Origin of the sequence: Rhizobium sp. SU303, assembly GCF_021052345.1 — a bacterium.
Lineage (GTDB): Bacteria > Pseudomonadota > Alphaproteobacteria > Rhizobiales > Rhizobiaceae > Rhizobium > Rhizobium laguerreae.
The window spans coordinates 3671281-3691083 of sequence record NZ_CP088095.1 but is presented as its reverse complement, the minus strand read 5'-3'; the positions used below and the strand labels follow the sequence as shown (position 1 = coordinate 3691083).

Below are 19803 nucleotides of genomic sequence, written 5' to 3'. Positions count from 1 at the left end.
CGAAAACCGCTCACACTTTTCGGCATCATGCTCTAGACGCGGACGATTATCTGCGGCTGCGCTTGTCTGCCCGCGGGCATGTTATGCCGGTGTCCCCGGCCGGTTCCGTTACCCGCTCTACCAGGCTTCGACCGTCGCTGGAATTGTGAGGACTGGATGACAATTTATTTCTGAAGCGGTTCTTCAGGTTTCAATGAGTATTCAACCGTTCGAGATGGGCCGAGTTGGTCATTCGCTGCGAAGTTTGACCAAGGGATCAAGTGCGATCCTGCCGCCGCCGTACACCACAAGGGTCAGCGCCATGGCGGCCCATGGAAGATGGAAGTTGGCCCAGCCGTCCGGAATAGTGAGCTGGATCACTGCCGTCATCGCGAGCAGGCCAAGAGCCGCATAGCGGGTGAAAAGGCCCAGGACCAGCAGGACGGGCAGGGCAAGTTCGGCAATCCCGGCCGCGGCCGCCATCGCCAACGGCATAGGGTAGGAGAATTGGCTGCCGAAGATGTGCAGCTTGAATTCCTGTTCGAACAGAAATCTGGCGCCGGTCGAGAGGGTCAGGAAGCCGTCCCACTTCGTCAGCCCCGATTTGAAGAACGGGATTGCCAGGCCGATGCGCAGCGCCAGCAACGGCAGTGACTGTGGAATTAATGCGAGCAGGTGTTCGGCGCGATGGTGAAGCGAGACGAGTGCTACGCCGAGACCGCGGGAGGAAGCACGTTCGATGGTCATGGAAGTTCTCCTTCAACAGGTTCAAAGGCGCTGAATACGCCAAGGCCGATCAGACCGATCAAAGCCGATCCGAAATCGAAATCGGGCGCGGCGGCGAATGCCGTCTGCGCCGCCTCGCCGAGGGTCGCCCCCTCAAGGAGGGAGGCCGCAAACGCCGCGTCCCGTGGAGGTAGGACATGTACCTCGACGTGCATTGCCGGCCGCACGACCAGCACCGCTTCGGGATGCCACTCGGCTACCGTTGCCACGGTCTCGCTCTGGTGGGCGCTCCAGATGGCGCCGGCCGGAAAGTCCGACCGCACGAGCCGGGCCGAGGGATGCGGAACGAGCGCCATGTCGGAAATTCGTTCTGGCGCCACGCTGGCAAGTGCGGTGACGTCGAGCGGTAGGCTATCCGCCGCATGATAGGCCCGCGTCCAGGCAGCCTCGATCCGGGCGATATCGGGAAGGTAAGGGAGAGAAGCCGCGGGCGGAAACACTGCGACGAAATCCGGGAAATCATCGCCATAGTGCATGATCAGCGGTGAGGCCGGCTTATGATCTGCGGCATAGGCACGGGCCATGCCGGCGAAGAAGTCGGAGCCGACGAGCCGCTTCGTCACCGGAAAGCGCTGTCCGAGTGCCGTCGTCAGCCCGACATAGACATTGTTGCGGTAGACGGCGAAGCGCGATGAATCGGTCACGCCGCGGGCGGTAGTGATGCCTTGCGGAGGCGGCCAATCCGGATGCAGCAGGGCGGCCGCGAAGGCATCCTGGCTTTCGGTGAGACCCATGGTCATGCCGCCCGGGTGGCGCCGCGATCCAGGACCGCGGCGGCCAGCATGGCATCGGCGCGAACTGCTTCGGCGTGAAGGGTGGCAAAATCCGGGACGTCGTTGTCCCACTCGATCAATGTCGGCAGGGGGGCTCTCCGGGACAACGTGTGTCGGTAGAGCTCCACAACATCGGTTCTGACGGTGCTGCCATGGGCGTCGATCAGCAGCCGGTCACCCACGCTGTCGACGGTTTCGTCATAGCCGGCTAGGTGGATTTCACCAACCAGTTCGATCGGGAAACGGTTGATATAGGCGACCGGATCGAGATGGTGGTTTACAGCCGAAACCATGACATTGTTGACATCGAGCAGCAGCCCGCATTCGGTTCGGCTTACGATTTCGGCCAGGAAATCCACTTCGTCTATGGTGCTCTCGGAAAACAACAGGTAGGTCGAGGGGTTTTCGAGCAACATTTGCCGGCCGAGCCATTGTTGGGTCTCATCGACATGGTCGACGACCCGAGCCAAGGTTTCGGGCGTATAGGGCAACGGCAGGAGGTCGTTGAGGAATCCGGTCTCGTGGGTCGACCAGGCCAGATGTTCCGAAAAGCTCTGTGGCCGGTAACGGTCGATGAGGCCGCGAAGCCGCTTCAGATGTTCTCTGTCGAGGTCGCGCGCTGCACCGATCGACAGGCCTACGCCATGGAGCGAGAGCGGATAGAGATCGGCGACGGCCTCGAGATAGCGGTGCGGCGGCCCGCCAGCACCCATGTAGTTTTCGGCATGAATCTCGAAAAAGCCGACATCCGGCCTATTGGCGAGAATGGTTTCGTAATGCTCCGGCTTGAGGCTGAGGCCGGCGCGTGGCGGCAAGGCAGTGGCGCGGCTTGCGGAAGTGGTCATTGCTGTTCTCCCTGTATCGACGGATAAGTCGGAGGCCCGGCCAAACCGGGCCTCCGGGTCGGGGTCAACCCTTCATGGGCTCCAGCATGCCTTTATGGCCATTGACATTCATCGAGGTGCAGGTGCCGGCGGGGACGGCCTTCCAGGCATTTCCCTGATAGTCGACCGTCGAGGTGCCTGCGCAGGTGGTGCCGGGGCCGGCGGCGCAATCGTTCTGACCCTTCAGTGCGATGCCATAGCATTTCTCGTTGCCGACCATCTTTTCCGGCGCCAGCGGTGCGGCGAAGGAAACGGATGCGATTGCCGATGCGAGCGAGCCGGCGAGGGCGAGGGTGAGCGTGGAACGGTTCATGGATGATCTCCTCTTGAAGTCCGCAGGCCGGTGATCGGCTGCGTAACCACCTATTCGATGGTAAGAGCCCCGACGTTACGCTTTGCCGCGAACACAAGTTCGTGAGCGCTGGCGGCTTACGGGCTCGCAACCGGGTGAGGGAAGTTTCGCCGGTCCAAACCAGCTCTGCGCGTCATAGCGGACAGCAAAGGAAAGAGAGTTTAGTCCATAACACGTCGAGGGGGACGGGCATCGCGCCAGAGCGCCTTGGCCTTCCCTTCGCGTCATTCGTTGAGACCGCTTTCGGCGAAGCACCGTGGAACAGCAGCATATGGATCTGGATTACCGGACATTTTCCCGCCGCATCGTCGCCGATAGCAAAGCGCTGCTACGCCAGGAATGTATATCAAGGAGGGCCGGTTTTGTGGTCGCCCATCCCGGCGTAGAGCATCATGCGATGCAGCACCTCTTTAAGAGTGAACTTGCTCACAGACGATATTGCAAGTCTCCGTGCCATCAGGCCCCCGCAACCAAATTCCAAGATACACATACTCAAAAGCCCGCCTCGTGCGGGTTTTTTGCGTTGCCAAAAGTGGGTCGAGGCAGGCATCCAGGATACAGTAATCCGGATCCTTCAGTTCAATTCACTCCGGGCCAGGAATTCTGCTGCCTGTATTGTATCCAAGGCACTCGCTGTCTCCTTGAAGTAAGGCAGGGTTTCCCAGAGGCTGCGATCGCCGACGATATAGAGTGGAGAGAGGTTCAGTCGAAGAAGCCCGCATCCTCTTCCCTGAGATATCTCCTGGCCGCCTCGGCGTCGATATCGAGGCCCAACCCTGGCGCTTCCAATAGGTCCACCATGCTGTCCTTCACGATCTGCGGCGGCAAGCCGATTACCAAGTCCTCCCACCAGGGGTCGGAGGCGGTCGGATATTCGAAGGCGATGTAATTTGCCGGCAACGTGGCGCAGACATTGATCAATGCGCCGAGGCCCAGCAGGCCGTTAGCGGTGCCGTGCGGTGCCATCAGGATCGAGTGCATGTAGGCGTGCTCGGCGACCCATTTGAGCTCGGCAATGCCGCCAACATCGGCTGGATCGGGGCCGATGACGCGTACCGCCTGCGTCTCGATCAATTCCTTGAAATTGTGCCGCAGATAGATCTGCTCACCAGTGTGGATTGGCGTCGAGGTGGAAGTCGTCAGTTCCCGATAGGCCTGCGGATTGACCCACGGCACGTAGTCGCCAGTCAGCATGTCCTCGAGCCACATCAAATTGTACTTCTCGACCGCGCGAGCGAACTTGATCGCATCGGGCAGCATCCAGCCCGGGCCGCAGTCGAGCGCCAGGCTGACTTTGTCGCCCAGCACTTCTTTCATCGCGATCACGCAGTCGAGCATGTGATTGAAACCGCGCTCGCTGATCATGCCCTGATCCATGGCACCGTGATAGCCGGCCTTCTTCTGCGTCACGCCGTAGTGAAAGCCCTCGACGGTGTCCTTCATGTTGGAGTGGAACGAGATTCCTTGCTTGACCATGAAGAAGTTCTGCGGCTGCTCCATCATCCATTTGACGTCGGCGGCGTAATCCTCCGGCCGGTCGCCCGCACGTTTCTGGCGAATCGAACCATTGTAGACGCGCACCTTGTCCCGCACCTTGCCGCCGAGCAGCTTATAAGCGGGCACGCCCGCGGCCTTGCCAGCAATGTCCCACAGCGCATGCTCGATTGCGCTGACCGCCGCGCCGTACGGCTTGAAAGAGCCGCGTTGACGGATCTTCAACATTACTCTTTCGACGTCGGTCGGGTCCTCGCCGATCAGCGCCTCGCGGAAATGCAGCACCCAGGGCTTGAGGTAGGTCTTGGTGAATTCGACTTCGCCCAAGCCATAGAGGCCCTCGTCCGTGACGATGCGGACGATCGGATGTCTGCCGATGACGGCGCAGCGGAGATCGGTGATCTTCATCTTCGTTCCTTTTCGCCTCAGCTCCAGGTGCGATCCCAGGAATACTCATCGTCCCAGTGATCCGTAGGCAGCCAGATGCCGGTGATACCCGGCTGCAGATGCTCCGAGATCACCTCGTCGACGACGTCGTCAATCCCCAGGCCCGGCTTGTCCGAAACAGTGATGAAGCCGTCCTTCACCAGCGGCTTGGGAAGACCCGTGACGATATCGTCCCACCAGTCGACATCGGCGGAATGGTATTCGAGCGCCATGAAGTTTTCAGTCGCGGTCGCGATATGTGCCGCGGCCATTGCGGCGATTGGACTTTCTGCCATGTGGATGGCCATGGCGACACCATGGTCCTGCGCCATGTCGCCGATCTTCTTGGTCTCGAGGATGCCCCCGCTGGTGAGCAGGTCCGGGTGGATAACGGAGACGCCGCCGCTCTTGAGCAGAGGCTCGAAGCCTTCCTTGAGGTATATGTCCTCGCCAGTGCAGATGGGCACTGTGGTGGCGTCCTGCAGCTGTCGGTATTGATCGGTATACTGCCACGGGATCACATCCTCGATCCAGGCTGGCACGTATTTTTCAATTCGCCTGGCAAGGCGAATGCCGTTCTGCATCGAGATATGGCCGATATGGTCGATTGCGAGCGGCACATCCATGCCGATGACCTCACGAACCTCGGCAATGTATTGCTCAAGGAAGTCGAGGCCCTTATCGGAAAAGTGGAGCCCGGTAAACGGGTGTGGGACGTTATGCAAATCGTATGCAGCGTTGCGGACGCGCCGCTCTTCAATGGTCTTCAGCGGACCGCGGCCGGGGTGGTTGCGGTAGCCTTCAAGTGAGCCGGCAGGAGACACGACCGCCCCTGGCACATCCGCGATCTGCATCAGCCCCAGATCCATCTTGAGGAAGGTGAAGCCGAGCTCCATGCGCTGCTTGAGGCGCCTGCCGGTCTCGGTGCCGCTGGGCACGGTGGCATCGGTGTCGCAATAGACGCGCACTTTGTCCCGAAACCGGCCCCCGAGCATCTGGTAGATGGGGACGCCATAGGCTTTGCCGGCGAGATCCCACAACGCGATTTCGACCGCCGATACGCCGCCGCCTTGGCGGCCGTGCCCGCCGAATTGCTTGATCCGGCGAAACAGGCGGTCGATGTCACAAGGGTTCTCGCCAAGCAACCGGCTCTTCAACATCAGCGCGTAGGTGGCGCTGGCACCGTCGCGCACCTCGCCAAGCCCGACAATGCCCTGGTTGGTGTAAATCTTAAGCAGCACCGAGGTGAACGGCGCGCCGATAATTTCGGCTACCCGCATGTCGGTGATGCGAAGGTCGGACGGCCTGGAATGCGTGTTCACACGATCGAGCGCCTCATCGGCTCCATCTGCCTCTAGCATGATTCATCCTCGTTTTAGTCGGGGGGCTCGCCGTCGCACACGCTGGGACGGCGTAGGGCGCTAATCCAGCTCTATCTCGTGGCTTTGAAGGTAGTCGCGGTTCATTTCAACGCCGAGACCAGGCTTGGGCGTAAGCTTGAGGCTGCCGTTCGAAACATCGAGTGGGCTGTCGATGAGGTGATCGTATTTGCCCAAGTTCCACTCCGACGTTTCGAGTTTGTAGAAATTGGGAACGGTCATCATCACCTGCGCTCCCGCAACCACGTTGATTGGGCCTGCGGCGTCATGTGGCGAGACGGGGATGTAGTAGGCTTCGCATAGGGCAGAAATCTTCTTGAGTTCGGTAATGCCGCCGGTCCATGTGACATCAGGCATAATGTAATCAGCTAGTCTGTTCTCGAGCACCGCCACGAAATCCCATTTCGTATGGCCGCGCTCGCCCCACGAGATAGCGGCGCTGACCTTCTCACGGACCTGTCTAAGCGCATTGAGGCTCTCCGGTGGGCAGGGCTCCTCGAACCAGTCGATCTGACCGGCTTCCTCGAGGCTCCGACAAAGGCGAATGGCGGTGGGAACGTCGAACCGGCCATGCGCATCGATGAGGATGTCGACATCAGAGCCCGCCGTTTCGCGGATCAGAGCCGTGAGTTCGGCGGCTTCGCGCTCATCCTTGCGGGTCATGCTGCCATCGAGGTAGCCGTCTCGCTGTTCGCGAGGCTGTCCATCGGCGGCGCGGCCTTGTTGGGGGAAAGGATCGAACTTGAGCGCAGTGTGGCCGGATTCGACGATGTCTCGAATTTCGCGGACAACAGCCTCATTGCTGGTAAATTTAGCCTGATTGGGGTGGGTGTAGAGCGCAATTTCATCGCGTACCGGCCCGCCTAACAGCTCGTAAATCGGCTTACCCAAGACTTTGCCTTGGATGTCCCAGAGGGCTATGTCAATGGCGCTCACGCATTCGACCGCGGCCCCGCGACTGCCCATGTAGGTGAAGCTGCGGAATATCTTATGCCACAAATACTCGATACGCGCCGGGTCCTCGCCTGTCACAGCGGCACCGATCTGCCTCAGGATCGTGCAGAGGGCGCGATTGGCGAGCCTCGTCGTGGTGGTGATCTCTCCCCAGCCGCTCACCCCCTCATCGGTCGTTACTTCGACGAACAGAAACTCTCCCCAGTAAGAAGCATCGGACTTGATGAGCCACGGCCGAACGCTGGTGATTTTCATCTCACTGCCCTTATCTGAGGTGGTCGGTATAGCGATATTTCCGGCCAGGTATTCTATCCTGCCCGAGCGGCGTTACGCGCACGCATGTGTTCGAGGATGTGCCGGCCGGAGCCTTCGACATGGCGTGCAATGAGTTCGCCTGCCTCGTTCGCATTTCCTGCCTTTACATGCGCGATGAGCTCGCGATGCTCGCTCAGGATCGCGGCACGCCGGGCGAGCGTGAAGTTGAAACGCCGGCTCACGGCTCGAAGCACTTCGCGATGCTTCCACCAAAGCTCGGCGGCATGGCGGTTGTAGTGCCTTTGGTACATTACGGTGTGAAAGGCGGTGTCCAGTTCGCTGTGCCTCAACGTGTCGGCGAAGTTGTTCTCTTCGATCAAGCCTTGGATGCGTTCGAGTTCTGCAATGTCCTCGACGGTGGCCATGTTCACAAACCATCGCGTCAGGGCCGGCTCGATCAAGACCCCTATCTCGTAGATGTCCCGAACAAAATCCTGATCTATGGGCCGGACGCGCGCTCCGCGGTTGGGAAAGAAGGTGACAAAGCCCTCACCGCGCAACAGTTGCAAAGCCTCGCGCACGGGGTTGGTCGAGGTGCCGTGGCGCCGGGCGAGATCGGTGACCACAAGCCGCTCGTTGGCAGCGAGCCGCCCTTCGATGATGTCGTCCCTGATCAATTGATAAAGCGAGGCGCCCTCGCTGGAGGCCCCGATAGCGTCAATTCCTTCTGGTGGCTGCGCTTTAAATTCGCTTGTCTCGGCCAAGGCAATCCCCATTCAATACATACATTTCTCCGATATCACGCGAGATTTCTCTAAACAATGTACGATTTCTCTTATTGACAGGAAATCTGCTATCTGAAAACGTATGATGAGGTCAAAGGGATACATTGGGTGGAAAGTCCCGCGGCCGGGGAGCAAAGACCGCTCGCTTCGACGCAGAGCGGCATGGGAGAACCTGGAGGATACCCTATGACGAGGATTTCACTCGGCGGTGCCGTCCTGCGCGGCACTGTATCGACTGCTTTGATGGTATCACTGATGTCGGCGTCGGCGCTCGGCGCGCCGGTCGACTTGAGCAAGTGGTCGCCGCAATATGTGCGCTCCATTGCCGGTACAGAGAACTTTGACACGGCAGCTGATTGTGGCAAGGTCACTCCCCTCGACTACAAGGGGCGACTGACTTTCTGGTATCAGGGCGTGTTCGAGGGCGACCCCGACCTGCTGCGCCAGTATTACAAGGATTTCTTCGCGACCTTTCGCAAGACCTATCCAAACATCCAGCTTGAGGAGCAAGCCCTCACCTATAACGACCTCTTGGACAAGTTCCGCACCGCGCTGCTTGGCAATGCCGCGCCCATGGCGGTCCGCCTGCAAATCCTGGGCGGCACCGAGTTCGCCTCAAAGGGATATTTGGAGCCGCTCAAACCTGAGGATGTAGGGTATTCGACCGAGGATTTCTGGCCCGGCGCCATGAAGGCTGTAACCTGGGAGGATGTCACCTACGGCATTCCAACCAACAACGAGACGATGGCGTTCATCTGGAACGCCGACATCTTCAAGCGTGCAGGCCTTGATCCGGACAAGGCCCCAGCAACGTGGGAGGACGTCGTCAAGTATTCCAAGCAGATCCACGACAAGCTCGGCATTGCCGGTTACGGCCTCGTGGCTCGCAAAAATGCCGGCAATACGCCTTACCGCTTCATGCCGCAGCTGTGGGCCTATGGGGGCGGCGTCTTCGATGAGGCCACCGCCGATCCGACCTATAAGGAGGTCCAGCTCGATAGCCCGCAGAGCAAGGCGGCATTGCAAGCCTCCTACGATATGTACGTCCGCGACAAGTCGGTACCGGTTTCGGCGCTGACCAACCAGCAGGCCGACAACCAGCCCCTTTTCCTGGCTGGCCAGCTTGGCATGATGATTTCGCATCCGTCCGATTACGACGTTATGCTTGACCTGCAGAAAAAGGCGACGGACACCGACAAGGAGAAGGCGCAGACCGTTATCGACAATATGCGGTACGGCCTGATCCCGACCGGCCCTGACGGTAAGCGTGCCGTGGTATTTGGCGGCTCAAACATTCACATCCTCAAGCCCGAATATGTGGAGGGCGGCAAGGTAGACGAGCCGGCGGCAAAAGCTATCATCTGCATGTGGACGAGCCCCGAATGGTCCCTAAAGATGGCTTACGCCGGCTCGAACCCGGGAAACCTCAACGGCTTCAAGACGAAGTGGATGAAGGAACGTCTGGACAGCATCAAGTTCCTTGATGTCACGACCTCGATGCTGCCTTACGGCATCCCGTTCCCAGCATTGCCACAGGCCCCCGAGATCATGAACATCATCATCCCGGACATGCTCCAGAATGCTCTGACTGGGGCCATGACCGTCGACCAGGCAGCGGACGACGCGGCCAAGAAGGTCAAAGACCTGATGGACGGTGGGCTCTAGTCCAAGTCCGACGATCTGACCGGCTGCGCATCGATCGCAGCCGGTTTCGTTCCCAAGGATGAGGGCTCTGCACAGTGACGATCTTGACTGCGAAGGCCGAGGTTCCCCGACGACTGCAACCTCGTAGGTCTGGAGTGCTACGAAAAATCTGGGAGCATCGCGCTGACTACGCGTACGTGCTTCCTGCGATCGCCGTCATGCTCATCGTCATAGCCTACCCTATCTATTACACGATCGAGCTGTCGTTCTTCAATACGCCGCCTGGCCTGCAGCTTCGGGACAAGATTTTCGTCGGTTTCGACAACTACACATCCATCCTCAAAAGCCCGGTGTTCTGGACGGTTACCTCGAACACTCTTATCTGGACATTGGGATCGACCATCATCGCGTTTGTCCTGGGGTTCGGTTGCGCCCTCGCACTTCATCGTGACTTTGCCGGCCGCGCCATCCTGCGCGCCGTCCTGATCATTCCATGGGTCATCAGCGCGGTTGCCGCGTCCTATATCTGGAAGTGGATCTACCATTCGGACTTTGGGATCATTGGCGCAGTGTTGGTTGGCCTGGGATTGAGCGACCGGCCCCCGAATTTCATCGACAGCGTCAGTACCGTGCTGCCCTCGCTGATCGTCGTGAATATCTGGCGAGAGTTTCCGTTCGCCATGATCATGATGATGGCTGGCCTGCAGACGGTTCCCGACCAGTTGCTGCGCGCCGCAAAAGTCGATGGAGCCAATGCATGGCAGCGGTTCTGGCACGTCACCTTTCCGCACTTGAGAAACGTCTCGACGGTGACGATCCTTCTGCTGGCTGTGGCCAACTTCAACTCTTTCATCATCCCCTGGATCATGACCGGCGGCGGGCCGTCGAATGCATCGCATATCTGGATCACCCACATTTACGAACTCGCCTTCGGCCGCCAGCGCTGGGGAGTGGCATCGGCCTATTCGGTGCTGCTGTTCCTGATCCTGATGTCGCTCGGCTACTTCTACGTTCGTGCGCTGAGCGGCAATGACCAGAAGGGTGGGAGCGAATGAGCACGATTGCCGAGACTGCTTCTCGAGGCCAGGCCCGTCACCGTATGCGCATCGATGGGTGGCGGTGGGGCGGACGTATCTTCCTTGTGTTCATGCTGCTTTACACCGCATTGCCGATGATCTGGATGCTGATCACCTCGATCAAGTCCGGTTTCGCGGCCATGCAATTCCCGCCGCAATGGTGGCCGGACCAACCCACTCTTGCCAGCTACCAGAAGCTGCTCGATCCGCAAAACAGCGTCGGCCAGGACTTCCTTCGTTTCTTCTGGAACAGCCTTTTCGTCTCCACTGCCACGACCATCCTTTCGGTGATCGTGGCGGTTCCGGCGGCCTACGCGTTTTCGCGCTTCACCTTCCCGGGCCGGAACTTTCTGTTCTTCGCCGTCTTGCTTCGCAACATGTTCCCGGCGGTGATCTTTCTCGTGCCGCTCTTCATCCTGATGCGCGCAATCGGGCTGGTGAATACGCATGGGTCGCTCGTCCTCACCTACCTCACATTCGGACTGCCGCTGGCAATCTGGCTGCTCAAGGGCTTCTACGACAATATCCCGGTGCAACTCGAGCAGGCCGCGCGCATCGACGGCGCGACGCGGTTACAGGCCTTTCTCCTGATCGTGATGCCGCTCTCGGCGCCAGGAATCATCGCCACGGCGATCTATTCCTTCATCGGCGCGTGGAACGAGTACATCTACGCCTACACCTTCCTCTCCAAGAACGAGCAGCTGACACTGCCGGTCGGCATTCAGCGCTTCTTCTCAGAAAATACGACGGACTTTCCCGGCCTTATGGCGGCCAGCTTTATGATGAGCGTGCCCGTCGTGGTCCTGTTCCTCGTCCTGCAACGATACTTCGTACGCGCCCTCACTGAGGGCGCAGTCAAGCACTAGGGAGTTGCCGGTGGCCCACGTGGTCCTCAAAGATCTTGTCAAGACTTATGGCAGCTTCAAAGCTGTCAACGATGTTTCGCTGACGGTCAACGACGGCGAATTTGTTGCGCTCGTCGGTCCTTCAGGCTGCGGCAAAACAACCACGCTCAATCTTGTGGCGGGGCTCATCCCCATCACATCTGGCGACATCGTCATCGGCGACCGGGTGGTCAACGACCTCGACCCCAAGGACCGCGACATCGCAATGGTGTTCCAGAACTACGCGCTCTATCCGCAGAAATCTGTCTATAAAAATCTGGCTTTCCCGCTGCAGATGCGCAAACTGCCAAGGGACGAGATCGACAAGAAGGTCAAGGAAGCAGCGCGCGTGCTCGACATGACGCAGTTGCTCGAGCGCAAGCCGCGCGAACTTTCGGGCGGTCAGCAGCAGCGCGTGGCCCTGGGCCGTGCCCTGGTTCGCGATCCGGCGGTATTCCTGATGGACGAACCACTCTCCAACCTCGACGCGAAGTTGCGCGTGCAGATGCGGTCAGAGATCAAGCGCTTCCACCAGGACCTCAAGGCGACGATCATCTATGTGACGCACGACCAACTCGAAGCCGTGACCATGGCCGACAGGATGGCGGTGATGAACGGCGGCTACCTGCAGCAATACGATTCACCGGCGCAGGTCTTTGCCCATCCGGTGAACATGTTCGTCGCCAGCTTCGTCGGCAGCCCGGCAATGAGTCTTGTTCCGCTGGAGGCATCAACGGCCAGCGGCAACACTGTGTTGACGAGTGCGGAAGGCTGGCGCCTCGAGCTCTCGCCAGAAAACGCTCAGAAGGTCGCGAGGGCAACAACCAAGAAAGTCGTGCTCGGCGCACGTCACTCGACGATCAAGCTGCACAAGAGTGCGGTGCCAGGCAGCATTCCGGCCAAGGCCTATACGGTCGAGCCGACCGGAGACGTCACCTTCGTTCAGGCGTTTTTGTCTGGCGCCATCGTCAACGTCAGCGTGCCGCCCACCATTGCCGTCGCGCCCGACGAACAGATTTGGCTCGAGTTCGATCAGGAGCGGATGCATCTGTTCGACGGCGAAACAGAAATGGCCCTCAAGGCCCAATGAGACAGAGCCGATGCGTGCGAAATGAGGGCGTGAATGACGACGAAGCTTAAGATCACGGCAATCAAGCCCTATCCGGTATGGGTGGGAACGCGCAACCAGATGCTGGTCAAGGTCGAGACCGACAGCGGCATCTTCGGCTGGGGCGAGAGCGGATTGAGCGGTCGCGAGAAGGCCGTGGCCGGCGCGATCGAGCACTATCGCGAGTTTCTCATCGGCCGCGATCCGATGCAGATTGGTCGGATCTGGCAAGAAGTTTATCGCAGCCAATACTTCGAAGGCGGGCGCGTTCTGCAGGCGGCGATTTCCGCCATCGACATTGCCCTTCACGACATCAAGGGCAAGGCGCTGGGCGTGCCGGCCTACGAACTGTTGGGCGGTAAGCAGCGCGACCGAATTCCTACCTTCGCCTCGACCGGTGACGAGGCCGAGGGCGATGTTGCCATCGAACGAGCCCGCGAACTACGCGAACAAGGGTGGCAAGCGATCCGCTTCTTCCCCGTCGGGCAAAACAGCAAGGACATCTTTGAGCCGCGCCAGTCGATCGGCGCGACCGCAACGATGCTGAATAAGGCGCGCGAGGCACTGGGCGACGAGGTCGTCCTCGGCATCGACTATCATCATCGGCTGTCGGTGGCAGAGGCGGCGAGCTTCTGTAACAAGCTCGGCCGGGGCGTGCTTGATTTCCTCGAGGAGCCGATACGGGACGAGACACCCGAGGCCTACGAATCCCTGCGCACGATGACCGACATCCCCTTCGCCATCGGCGAGGAATTTGCCAGCAAGTGGCAATTCCTGCCCTATATCGAACGTGGCATCCATCAGTTCAACCGGCTCGATGTGTGCAATGTCGGCGGGCTCACCGAAGCGATGAAGGTCGCTGGTTGGAGCGAGGCGCACTATGTGGACCTGATGCCGCACAATCCCCTCGGCCCGGTCTGCACGGCCGCGACCATCCATCTCGCCGCCGCGGTGCCGAATTTCGCCTGGCTCGAGACCAGGGCTCCCGAAGCAAAGCTGGGCTTCGATAATTCCGACTTCTTCCCCGTGCAACCACGGCTCGACGGACCCGACTATCCGGTCAGCGATCTGCCGGGGCTCGGCGTCGAGGTCAACGAAGAGGCGGTCAAGGCGGAGAGCTTTCGTTTCTGGGAAGCGCCTCACCTAAAGCGCCGCGACGGTTCTGTCACGAACTGGTAGATTCATCCACCGGAGCCTAAAATGACGCATACGCCCGACATTACGCGACCGCCCAAACAGCTGATTGACGCACTGAAGGAAATCGGCGCCGCGACGGTTGCCGGCACGCTTGGCCACATGGGCTTCCGCAATCCGCACATGGTCGGTCCGGTCCCGCAGAATCGCGGGAAGTCGATCGTCGGGCCGGCCCTGACGCTTCAGTTCCTGCCGCAGCGGCCGGACCTCTTCACCGAGGGAGAATATGCCGATCCGGAGACGCAGTTGCACCGCCATGTCCTTTATCACGTGCAGGAGGGCGATGTGGTCGTGGTCGACGCGCGCGGAGATATGAGCTCAGGCGTCTTCGGCGATATGATGTCGACCTATTTCAGAGGCAGGGGCGGCGGCGGCATCGTGATCGATGGGTGCATGCGCGATCGGCCCAATGTCGAGAAGCTGGATCTCCCCCTATGGCTACGTGGCTGGACTCCCAACTACCATGTGCAGACCAGCATCTATCCGAATGCGGTCAACGTTCCGATTGCCTGCGGCGGTGTCACGGTAATCCCCGGCGACATCATCGTCGCCGACGATGACGGGGTGGTAGTGCTTCCAGTCGCAATGGCGGCGAAGGTAATCGAAGAGTCGCAAAAGCATCACGATTGGGAGGAGTTCTCGCGAGTGAAGCTCATGGAAGGCGGGTCGTTGCAGCGTTACTATCCGCTGCATGACGATGCCCGCGGAGAATACGAAGAGTGGCGCAAAACAAACCGCTTGGAGAACCGAAGTTAGCTCATTGATTATCCTCCGCGAGCCGCGAGCCGCGAGCCGCGAGCCGAGAACCTTCTGAGGTATCGCCGACGTCTACGCAAAAAATAGGGAGTCGAATTTCGCCGCAGCACGATCAACGGTTTGCTCCCGCCGTCTCCCGCCGTCCTGAGTATTTGCCACGCGAAACTCTGTTTCCAGACAATGTATTGTGCTTTACAACTATATAACATAGTTGCTACGTTACTAGCAATGGTGAGGCGAGCCTGCTGGTTGTTGGGCTGCCCCCTGATGAAAGGACGTTGCGACGATGTCTGGGACCTATGCTACTTTTTCCGACGATAGTTTTGCGGGCCGAACCGTCCTTATTACGGGCGCCGCGAGTGGAATGGGTCTTGAAACTGCAAGGGCCTTTGCCAGCAAGGGCGCGGAAGTCGTCATGGCCGATCGTGATGAGGCGGGGCTGAAGCGCTACGGTGCGGAACTGCGCAATGGCGGCGCGGCTGTTCACACCGTGACGGTAGATGTCAGCGATCAGGAAAGCATCGACAAGGCCTTCGATTATTGTGACGCCAACCTGGCGCGTCTCGATAACGTCGTGACGTGTGCAGCGATCATCACAGCCAAACGTATATTCGAGCAGGATCGGGCGCATTGGCATCGCGTGCTCGATGTCAATCTGCTCGGCAGCTTCTTCGTCGTGCAGGCGACGGTCAAACGCATGCTCGACAACACCGATGGCGGCAACATCGTCTGTATCGCCTCGGATGCCGGCGTGCATGGCGGCGGCGGGCTGATCGCCGATACCGCCTATGCGGCATCGAAAGCCGGGACCTTGTCGATGGTCAAATCGGTGGCGCGGGAACTTGCGGGCAAGAAGATCCGCATCAACGCGCTGAACCCCGGACCGACGGATTCCCCGATGCATTCCCATATCGATCAGTCGCTGAAGGACCGCATCGCCGGCAATCTGCCGATGCGGCGCATGGGACGGCCGGAGGACATGGCGGCGGCAATCATGTTCCTGTGCTCGGATGCAGCCAGCTTTACCTACGGCGCCGCGCTCGATGTCGATGGCGGATCGATGTTCCGCTAGACCGGGGAGGGGATACAGGCATGCAGCAGACAGCCCGCCGTTACGCCTATTCGGCCGATATTCCCGAACTCGATGATGTCGATGTGCTCGTCATCGGGGGCGGACCATCGGGATTATCGGCCGCGGTCGCGGCGGCACGTCTTGGCGTGCGGGTACGCCTTGTGGAGCGCTACGGCTTCCTCGGTGGCAACCTTACGGCGGGCCTCGTCGGCCCCTGCATGACCTCCTATTCGCTCGACGGCAGCCAGCAACTGATCCGCGGTATCTACGAAGAATTCGTTCAGCGGATGATGGCGCTCGGCGGCGCGCTGCATCCGAGTACGATCCCGGCAGGTTCGGCCTATTGCGGCTTCATCGTCTACGGCCACGACAAGGTGACACCTTTCCAGCCTGAGGCGGCGAAGGTCGCGGCGCAGCGCATGTGCGTCGAGGCGGGAGTGGAATTGTTGCTGCACACCATGGTCGTCGATGCCATCGTCGATGATCATGATGCGGACAATCCCCGGGTGCTCGGTGTTGTTTGCGCCGGCAAGGGCGGGCTGAGGAGCGTTCGTGCCAAGGTCGTCGTCGATTGCTCGGCCGACGGCGATGTCGCCCATTATGCCGGTGTCCATACCCGTCAGGGGCGGGAAAGCGACGGCCTTTCCCAGCCGCAGACACTGTTCTTCCGAGTGCAGAACGTCGATGACCAGGCGGTGGAGGATTACGTCCGCGCGCATCCGCAGGATTTTCGGCCATTCGCCTCGATCGTCGCCAAGGCGACGGCAGAGGGCCGCTTTCCCGCGCCTCGCCGTGGCATCGGCCTTTACAAAACCATGGAACCGGGCGTTTGGCGCATCAATACCGGCCGCGTCTTGCGCCGCAATGGGGCTGACGCCCTTGAACTCTCGCTTGCCGAGGTCGAAGGCCGGGAGCAGACCGTGGCGCTGCTCGATTTCTTCCGCGACAATCTGCCCGGCTTCGAACAGGTGGAACTACGGGACACGGCAACCCAGATCGGCGTACGGGAAACCCGACGGATCGATGGCGCCTACGAATTGACGCTGCAAGATTTGCATTCCGGCCGCGCCTTCGAAGATGTCGTGGCGTTGTGCGGCTATCCGCTCGATATTCACGACCCCACTGGCTCGGGCGGTGGTACCGGTGGCGAGGGGCTTGATGCGGCGAATATCTACCAGATCCCTTACCGGGTCATGCTGCCGCGCGTTCATGAGGGCCTGCTGGTGTCTGGCCGCGCGGTCTCGGCGACGCATGAGGCGCTCAGCGCCATTCGCGTCATGCCGCCCTGTTTTGCGCTCGGCCAGGCGGCCGGTGTTGCCGCAGCACTTTCGGTCGGCAACAGGGCAAGCCCCCGGCATGTCGACTACGCGGATTTGCGCAGGGAACTTCTGGCCCAGGGCGCTTATCTTGGCTGACGGAAGGAGAAAGCGGGAGCGATATACCCGTGTTTTCTCAAGTCAGGCCTTCAGATGAAGGGTCACCAGCACGGTGCATTCAGCGCCATCGGCAAATCGGGTTGCAACGCGCAGCCAATTGCCGAAGGCGTTGAGCCGGGCCACGGCAACGCCGTCCTGTTCGCCCGGCATGGCGAATTCCGTTCCTTCTCGAACCCAGTGCATGCCATCAGGCGAGATTTCCACCCAGCCCTTGGGTGCAGTGCCGACGGGAGGCTTCAATGCCCGAATGAAGAACACGGCTTCATGCGCCCAGCCGGCCTCATAGGGTTCGCTCGCGGCGTCACCGCTCCAGCGCTCATTGCGGGTTATCACCGCCGTAATGTTCTCGGGAAGCATCAAAAATCCCCTGAAATGCAGATGGAATCGACGTAGAGAAAGGCGCGTTTGGCGACATCCGTCTCGGCGAACAGGCAGAAGTTCAGCATGCACCAGAGGTTCTTCATCGCCGGAATCCGGATCGACTCGAAGCCGGATACATCGAAATTCCGGTCGTTGCATTGCAAGCCGGTCGCCTTCATCGAGGCGAGGTCGAAATCGAAGCGCAAATAGCTCCAGTTCACCTTTGTCGGGATCTCGTTGTAGCAGAGCCGTTGTTCACCATCCGGCAAGTCCAGCCAGCCTTCGGGCGCCAGGTGATAGTGGCTTACGGTCTTGTCTTCCCGGCCGATGGCGGTGAAGGGCGTGGTCTCACGTTTGTACTGCCATTTCTGCAAGTGCTTGCCGTCGAGTGCATTGAGAAAGCGTAGATGTGGCATAACCCGCTCGCCGTCTCCGTCGCGATCGCCGCATTGCAGGTCGAACAGGAAGCCGATCGATCGCACGTCGGTTTCCGATAGTTTCAGTTCCGTCGCCTCCGGCTTGAATGTGAAGAAAATCTCGAAGCGGATTGGCCCGCGCTTGCGGAAGGTATGGCGCTTGATTGCAACGTTCTGGGCACCCGCTTTTGCCTTTGTGGCGATCTTTAGCGCGTAGGACGAATCCATGCCGCCGTGGGATCCTGCATCCCAATGCCCGAGAGTTGAGAGCATGGCGCTCGAGTGCTGGGCAAAGCCGGGCAGCATGACGTCGAGTGTGTCCTCGTAATTGCCGACCAGTTGCGACCAGCCGCAATGCCCGCGCGAAAAGTCGTCAAACGACAGGATGCGCGGCAGAGGATCGAAACGGCTGAGCGCCGGATCTGCGCGAAGCATGGCGAGCCTCATGGCTTCCATTATGTCGGCTGTGGAAGAGGGGGCTAAAGTCGTCATTATGGCGTTGACCTCACTGCATGCGGAGCCGGCTGACGGCGTCCCAATCGATTTCGATGCCGAGACCCGGCCGTGTCGGCACGTCGAGCTGGCCATTCTTCTGGCGCAGGCAGCCGGGCGCCAGATCGGCAAGGTCGCGCTTGAAGGGGCTAAGATCGCATTCGCATTCCATCATCCGGAAATTCGGAAGGGCGGCCGCCAGATGCGCGCTGGCCGTCTCGCAGATAATGCCGGACATGCCAATATGCGGGGCGTAGCCCACATCATGCAGGGCGGCATAGTCGGCCATGCGCCGTGTTTCGGATATGCCGCCGGCACGGGCGACATCCGGCTGCAGGATTGAAAGGGTGCGGTTGGCGACGAGACGCTGCGCCTGATCGGCGGTAAAGTTGCTCTCTCCGGCTGCGAGCGGCACGTCGCAGCGTTTGCGAAGTTCTTCGTAGCCTTGCTCGTTTTCCGGCGCCAGCGGCTCCTCGAACCAGAAGTAACCGTTGGCCGAAAGTGCCCTGCCGACTTCGATCGCCTGGTCCAGATCATAGGCCCAGTTGGCGTCGACGCAGAGTTCGATATCGTCGCCAGCGCGCTTGCGCAGCCGTTCGATGCGCCGGCAGGCTTCTCTGACGGGATTGCCCATCTTGACTTTGATGCGCGGGAATCCCTCGCCGATATAGCGCTCCAGTTCCCGATCCGCCTCAGAGTCGTCGACCCAGTTTACGGCGGCGGCATAGACCTCGACCGTTTCCCGGCCGATGCCGCCAAGCAGCTTGGCGATCGGCATGCCCGCGGCCTTGCCCATGATGTCCCACAGCGCAATGTCGACGCCTGCGATCGCCTCAATCAGCATGCCGCCGGCGCGGCCTGACAGCGAGCGCCGCATGGATTGCCAGAGTGCGCCGATGTTGCGTGCGTCCTGTCCGATCAGCCGTGGTTTCAAAGAGCTTTCGATCAGTTCCGCATAGGCCTTGGGTGAAAACCGGGCCAGAACCTCACCGACGCCGACAATGCCGGCATCTGTGCGCACTTCGACGAGAACCATCGAGACCTTGTGATAGGTGCCCCAGGACGTGACGGTCGGTTTGGGCAGTGTCTGGCTGAGCGGGTGGGCGACGACTTCTGAAATGAGGATCGCCTGTCCGGTCGAACGTTGCACAGAATCCATCGGCTCTTTCGTTCCCAATGTTTTGCTCGCTGCTCTTGGTTTTGCTCGCTGCTTTGGGGCGTGTCTGTTATTCCTAGCTATATGTTGGCGACTTGGCAACTGATAAACCTAGTTGCTAAGTTAGAAGCTGCATGTTAGC

Annotated in this window: 19 protein-coding genes; 8 read left to right on the top strand and 11 right to left on the bottom strand. The window is 60.0% G+C overall.

Annotated elements, in window-relative coordinates:
- Positions 1-228: 228 nt before the first annotated feature.
- The 8 genes from RlegSU303_RS18365 to RlegSU303_RS18330 all read right to left on the bottom strand — a co-directional run bounded on the left by RlegSU303_RS18365 (position 229) and on the right by RlegSU303_RS18330 (position 8046).
- Entirely contained in the window at positions 229-726 is a 498-nt protein-coding gene (locus RlegSU303_RS18365) for a DoxX family protein (protein ID WP_017961874.1), read from the bottom strand.
- Positions 723-1505 (bottom strand): HvfC/BufC N-terminal domain-containing protein, encoded by a 783-nt coding sequence (locus RlegSU303_RS18360; RefSeq protein WP_094087525.1) that lies wholly within the window; start codon positions 1503-1505, stop codon positions 723-725. Before RlegSU303_RS18360 ends, RlegSU303_RS18365 begins: the two co-directional genes overlap by 4 nt.
- Positions 1502-2383: an MNIO family bufferin maturase gene (gene bufB, locus RlegSU303_RS18355; protein ID WP_094087526.1), complete on the bottom strand. Its 882-nt coding sequence runs from the start codon at positions 2381-2383 to the stop codon at positions 1502-1504. The genes RlegSU303_RS18360 and bufB overlap by 4 nt, the downstream gene beginning before the upstream one ends.
- A gap of 64 nt (positions 2384-2447) precedes the next feature.
- Positions 2448-2735, bottom strand: coding sequence for a BufA1 family periplasmic bufferin-type metallophore (locus RlegSU303_RS18350; RefSeq protein ID WP_017961871.1), 288 nt, complete (start codon positions 2733-2735; stop codon positions 2448-2450).
- Positions 2736-3476: 741 nt separating this feature from the next.
- Positions 3477-4676, bottom strand: a complete 1200-nt coding sequence (locus RlegSU303_RS18345; protein ID WP_017961870.1) for a mandelate racemase/muconate lactonizing enzyme family protein — start codon at positions 4674-4676, stop codon at positions 3477-3479.
- 17 nt (positions 4677-4693) lie between these two features.
- On the bottom strand, positions 4694-6055 hold the full coding sequence (locus RlegSU303_RS18340) for a mandelate racemase/muconate lactonizing enzyme family protein (protein WP_094087528.1): 1362 nt from the start codon (positions 6053-6055) through the stop codon (positions 4694-4696).
- A gap of 60 nt (positions 6056-6115) precedes the next feature.
- Complete coding sequence (locus tag RlegSU303_RS18335) at positions 6116-7282, bottom strand: mandelate racemase/muconate lactonizing enzyme family protein (protein WP_017961868.1); 1167 nt, start codon at positions 7280-7282, stop codon at positions 6116-6118.
- A 53-nt stretch (positions 7283-7335) separates the two neighbouring features.
- A complete protein-coding gene (locus RlegSU303_RS18330; RefSeq protein WP_026158846.1) occupies positions 7336-8046 on the bottom strand; it encodes a GntR family transcriptional regulator in 711 nt (236 codons plus the stop codon).
- A 207-nt stretch (positions 8047-8253) separates the two neighbouring features.
- On the opposite strand from RlegSU303_RS18330, the gene RlegSU303_RS18325 reads away from it, so the two are divergent.
- The 8 genes from RlegSU303_RS18325 to RlegSU303_RS18290 all read left to right on the top strand — a co-directional run bounded on the left by RlegSU303_RS18325 (position 8254) and on the right by RlegSU303_RS18290 (position 17216).
- On the top strand, positions 8254-9732 hold the full coding sequence (locus RlegSU303_RS18325) for an ABC transporter substrate-binding protein (RefSeq protein WP_131719232.1): 1479 nt from the start codon (positions 8254-8256) through the stop codon (positions 9730-9732).
- Positions 9733-9806: 74 nt separating this feature from the next.
- Positions 9807-10766 (top strand): carbohydrate ABC transporter permease, encoded by a 960-nt coding sequence (locus RlegSU303_RS18320; RefSeq protein WP_092584152.1) that lies wholly within the window; start codon positions 9807-9809, stop codon positions 10764-10766.
- On the top strand, positions 10763-11653 hold the full coding sequence (locus RlegSU303_RS18315) for a carbohydrate ABC transporter permease (RefSeq protein ID WP_131645200.1): 891 nt from the start codon (positions 10763-10765) through the stop codon (positions 11651-11653). The genes RlegSU303_RS18320 and RlegSU303_RS18315 overlap by 4 nt, the downstream gene beginning before the upstream one ends.
- Before the next feature lie 10 nt (positions 11654-11663).
- Positions 11664-12761 carry an ABC transporter ATP-binding protein gene (locus tag RlegSU303_RS18310; protein ID WP_131719231.1) on the top strand — a complete coding sequence of 366 codons (1098 nt, stop codon included), beginning with the start codon at positions 11664-11666 and terminating at the stop codon, positions 12759-12761.
- 33 nt (positions 12762-12794) lie between these two features.
- Positions 12795-13958: a mandelate racemase/muconate lactonizing enzyme family protein gene (locus tag RlegSU303_RS18305; protein ID WP_131719230.1), complete on the top strand. Its 1164-nt coding sequence runs from the start codon at positions 12795-12797 to the stop codon at positions 13956-13958.
- 21 nt (positions 13959-13979) lie between these two features.
- The gene (locus RlegSU303_RS18300; protein WP_131719229.1) at positions 13980-14729 is read left to right on the top strand and encodes a ribonuclease activity regulator RraA; all 750 of its coding nucleotides are present in this window, start codon (positions 13980-13982) and stop codon (positions 14727-14729) included.
- 364 nt (positions 14730-15093) lie between these two features.
- A complete protein-coding gene (locus tag RlegSU303_RS18295; RefSeq protein ID WP_231283241.1) occupies positions 15094-15801 on the top strand; it encodes an SDR family NAD(P)-dependent oxidoreductase in 708 nt (235 codons plus the stop codon).
- A 20-nt stretch (positions 15802-15821) separates the two neighbouring features.
- Positions 15822-17216: an FAD-dependent oxidoreductase gene (locus RlegSU303_RS18290; protein WP_131719227.1), complete on the top strand. Its 1395-nt coding sequence runs from the start codon at positions 15822-15824 to the stop codon at positions 17214-17216.
- Between the two features lie 42 nt (positions 17217-17258).
- On the opposite strand, the gene RlegSU303_RS18285 is transcribed toward RlegSU303_RS18290, so the two are convergent.
- Genes RlegSU303_RS18285 through RlegSU303_RS18275 form a run of 3 tightly spaced genes read right to left on the bottom strand, consistent with a single transcriptional unit; the run spans position 17259 to position 19664 of the window.
- Positions 17259-17594, bottom strand: a complete 336-nt coding sequence (locus tag RlegSU303_RS18285) for a hypothetical protein (protein ID WP_017961851.1) — start codon at positions 17592-17594, stop codon at positions 17259-17261.
- On the bottom strand, positions 17594-18460 hold the full coding sequence (locus RlegSU303_RS18280) for a DUF6772 family protein (RefSeq protein ID WP_131645215.1): 867 nt from the start codon (positions 18458-18460) through the stop codon (positions 17594-17596). The genes RlegSU303_RS18285 and RlegSU303_RS18280 overlap by 1 nt, the downstream gene beginning before the upstream one ends.
- Positions 18461-18518: 58 nt before the next feature.
- Positions 18519-19664, bottom strand: coding sequence for a mandelate racemase/muconate lactonizing enzyme family protein (locus RlegSU303_RS18275; protein ID WP_131719226.1), 1146 nt, complete (start codon positions 19662-19664; stop codon positions 18519-18521).
- Positions 19665-19803 lie beyond the last annotated feature (139 nt).

Coding starts and splice junctions, on each gene's coding strand:
- RlegSU303_RS18365 (WP_017961874.1), bottom strand. CDS start 726: ATGACCATCGAACGTGCTTCCTCCCGCGGTCTCGGCGTAGCACTCGTC.
- RlegSU303_RS18360 (WP_094087525.1), bottom strand. CDS start 1,505: ATGACCATGGGTCTCACCGAAAGCCAGGATGCCTTCGCGGCCGCCCTG.
- bufB (WP_094087526.1), bottom strand. CDS start 2,383: ATGACCACTTCCGCAAGCCGCGCCACTGCCTTGCCGCCACGCGCCGGC.
- RlegSU303_RS18350 (WP_017961871.1), bottom strand. CDS start 2,735: ATGAACCGTTCCACGCTCACCCTCGCCCTCGCCGGCTCGCTCGCATCG.
- RlegSU303_RS18345 (WP_017961870.1), bottom strand. CDS start 4,676: ATGAAGATCACCGATCTCCGCTGCGCCGTCATCGGCAGACATCCGATC.
- RlegSU303_RS18340 (WP_094087528.1), bottom strand. CDS start 6,055: ATGCTAGAGGCAGATGGAGCCGATGAGGCGCTCGATCGTGTGAACACG.
- RlegSU303_RS18335 (WP_017961868.1), bottom strand. CDS start 7,282: ATGAAAATCACCAGCGTTCGGCCGTGGCTCATCAAGTCCGATGCTTCT.
- RlegSU303_RS18325 (WP_131719232.1), top strand. CDS start 8,254: ATGACGAGGATTTCACTCGGCGGTGCCGTCCTGCGCGGCACTGTATCG.
- RlegSU303_RS18315 (WP_131645200.1), top strand. CDS start 10,763: ATGAGCACGATTGCCGAGACTGCTTCTCGAGGCCAGGCCCGTCACCGT.
- RlegSU303_RS18305 (WP_131719230.1), top strand. CDS start 12,795: ATGACGACGAAGCTTAAGATCACGGCAATCAAGCCCTATCCGGTATGG.
- RlegSU303_RS18300 (WP_131719229.1), top strand. CDS start 13,980: ATGACGCATACGCCCGACATTACGCGACCGCCCAAACAGCTGATTGAC.
- RlegSU303_RS18295 (WP_231283241.1), top strand. CDS start 15,094: ATGGGTCTTGAAACTGCAAGGGCCTTTGCCAGCAAGGGCGCGGAAGTC.
- RlegSU303_RS18290 (WP_131719227.1), top strand. CDS start 15,822: ATGCAGCAGACAGCCCGCCGTTACGCCTATTCGGCCGATATTCCCGAA.
- RlegSU303_RS18285 (WP_017961851.1), bottom strand. CDS start 17,594: ATGCTTCCCGAGAACATTACGGCGGTGATAACCCGCAATGAGCGCTGG.
- RlegSU303_RS18280 (WP_131645215.1), bottom strand. CDS start 18,460: ATGAGGCTCGCCATGCTTCGCGCAGATCCGGCGCTCAGCCGTTTCGAT.
- RlegSU303_RS18275 (WP_131719226.1), bottom strand. CDS start 19,664: ATGGATTCTGTGCAACGTTCGACCGGACAGGCGATCCTCATTTCAGAA.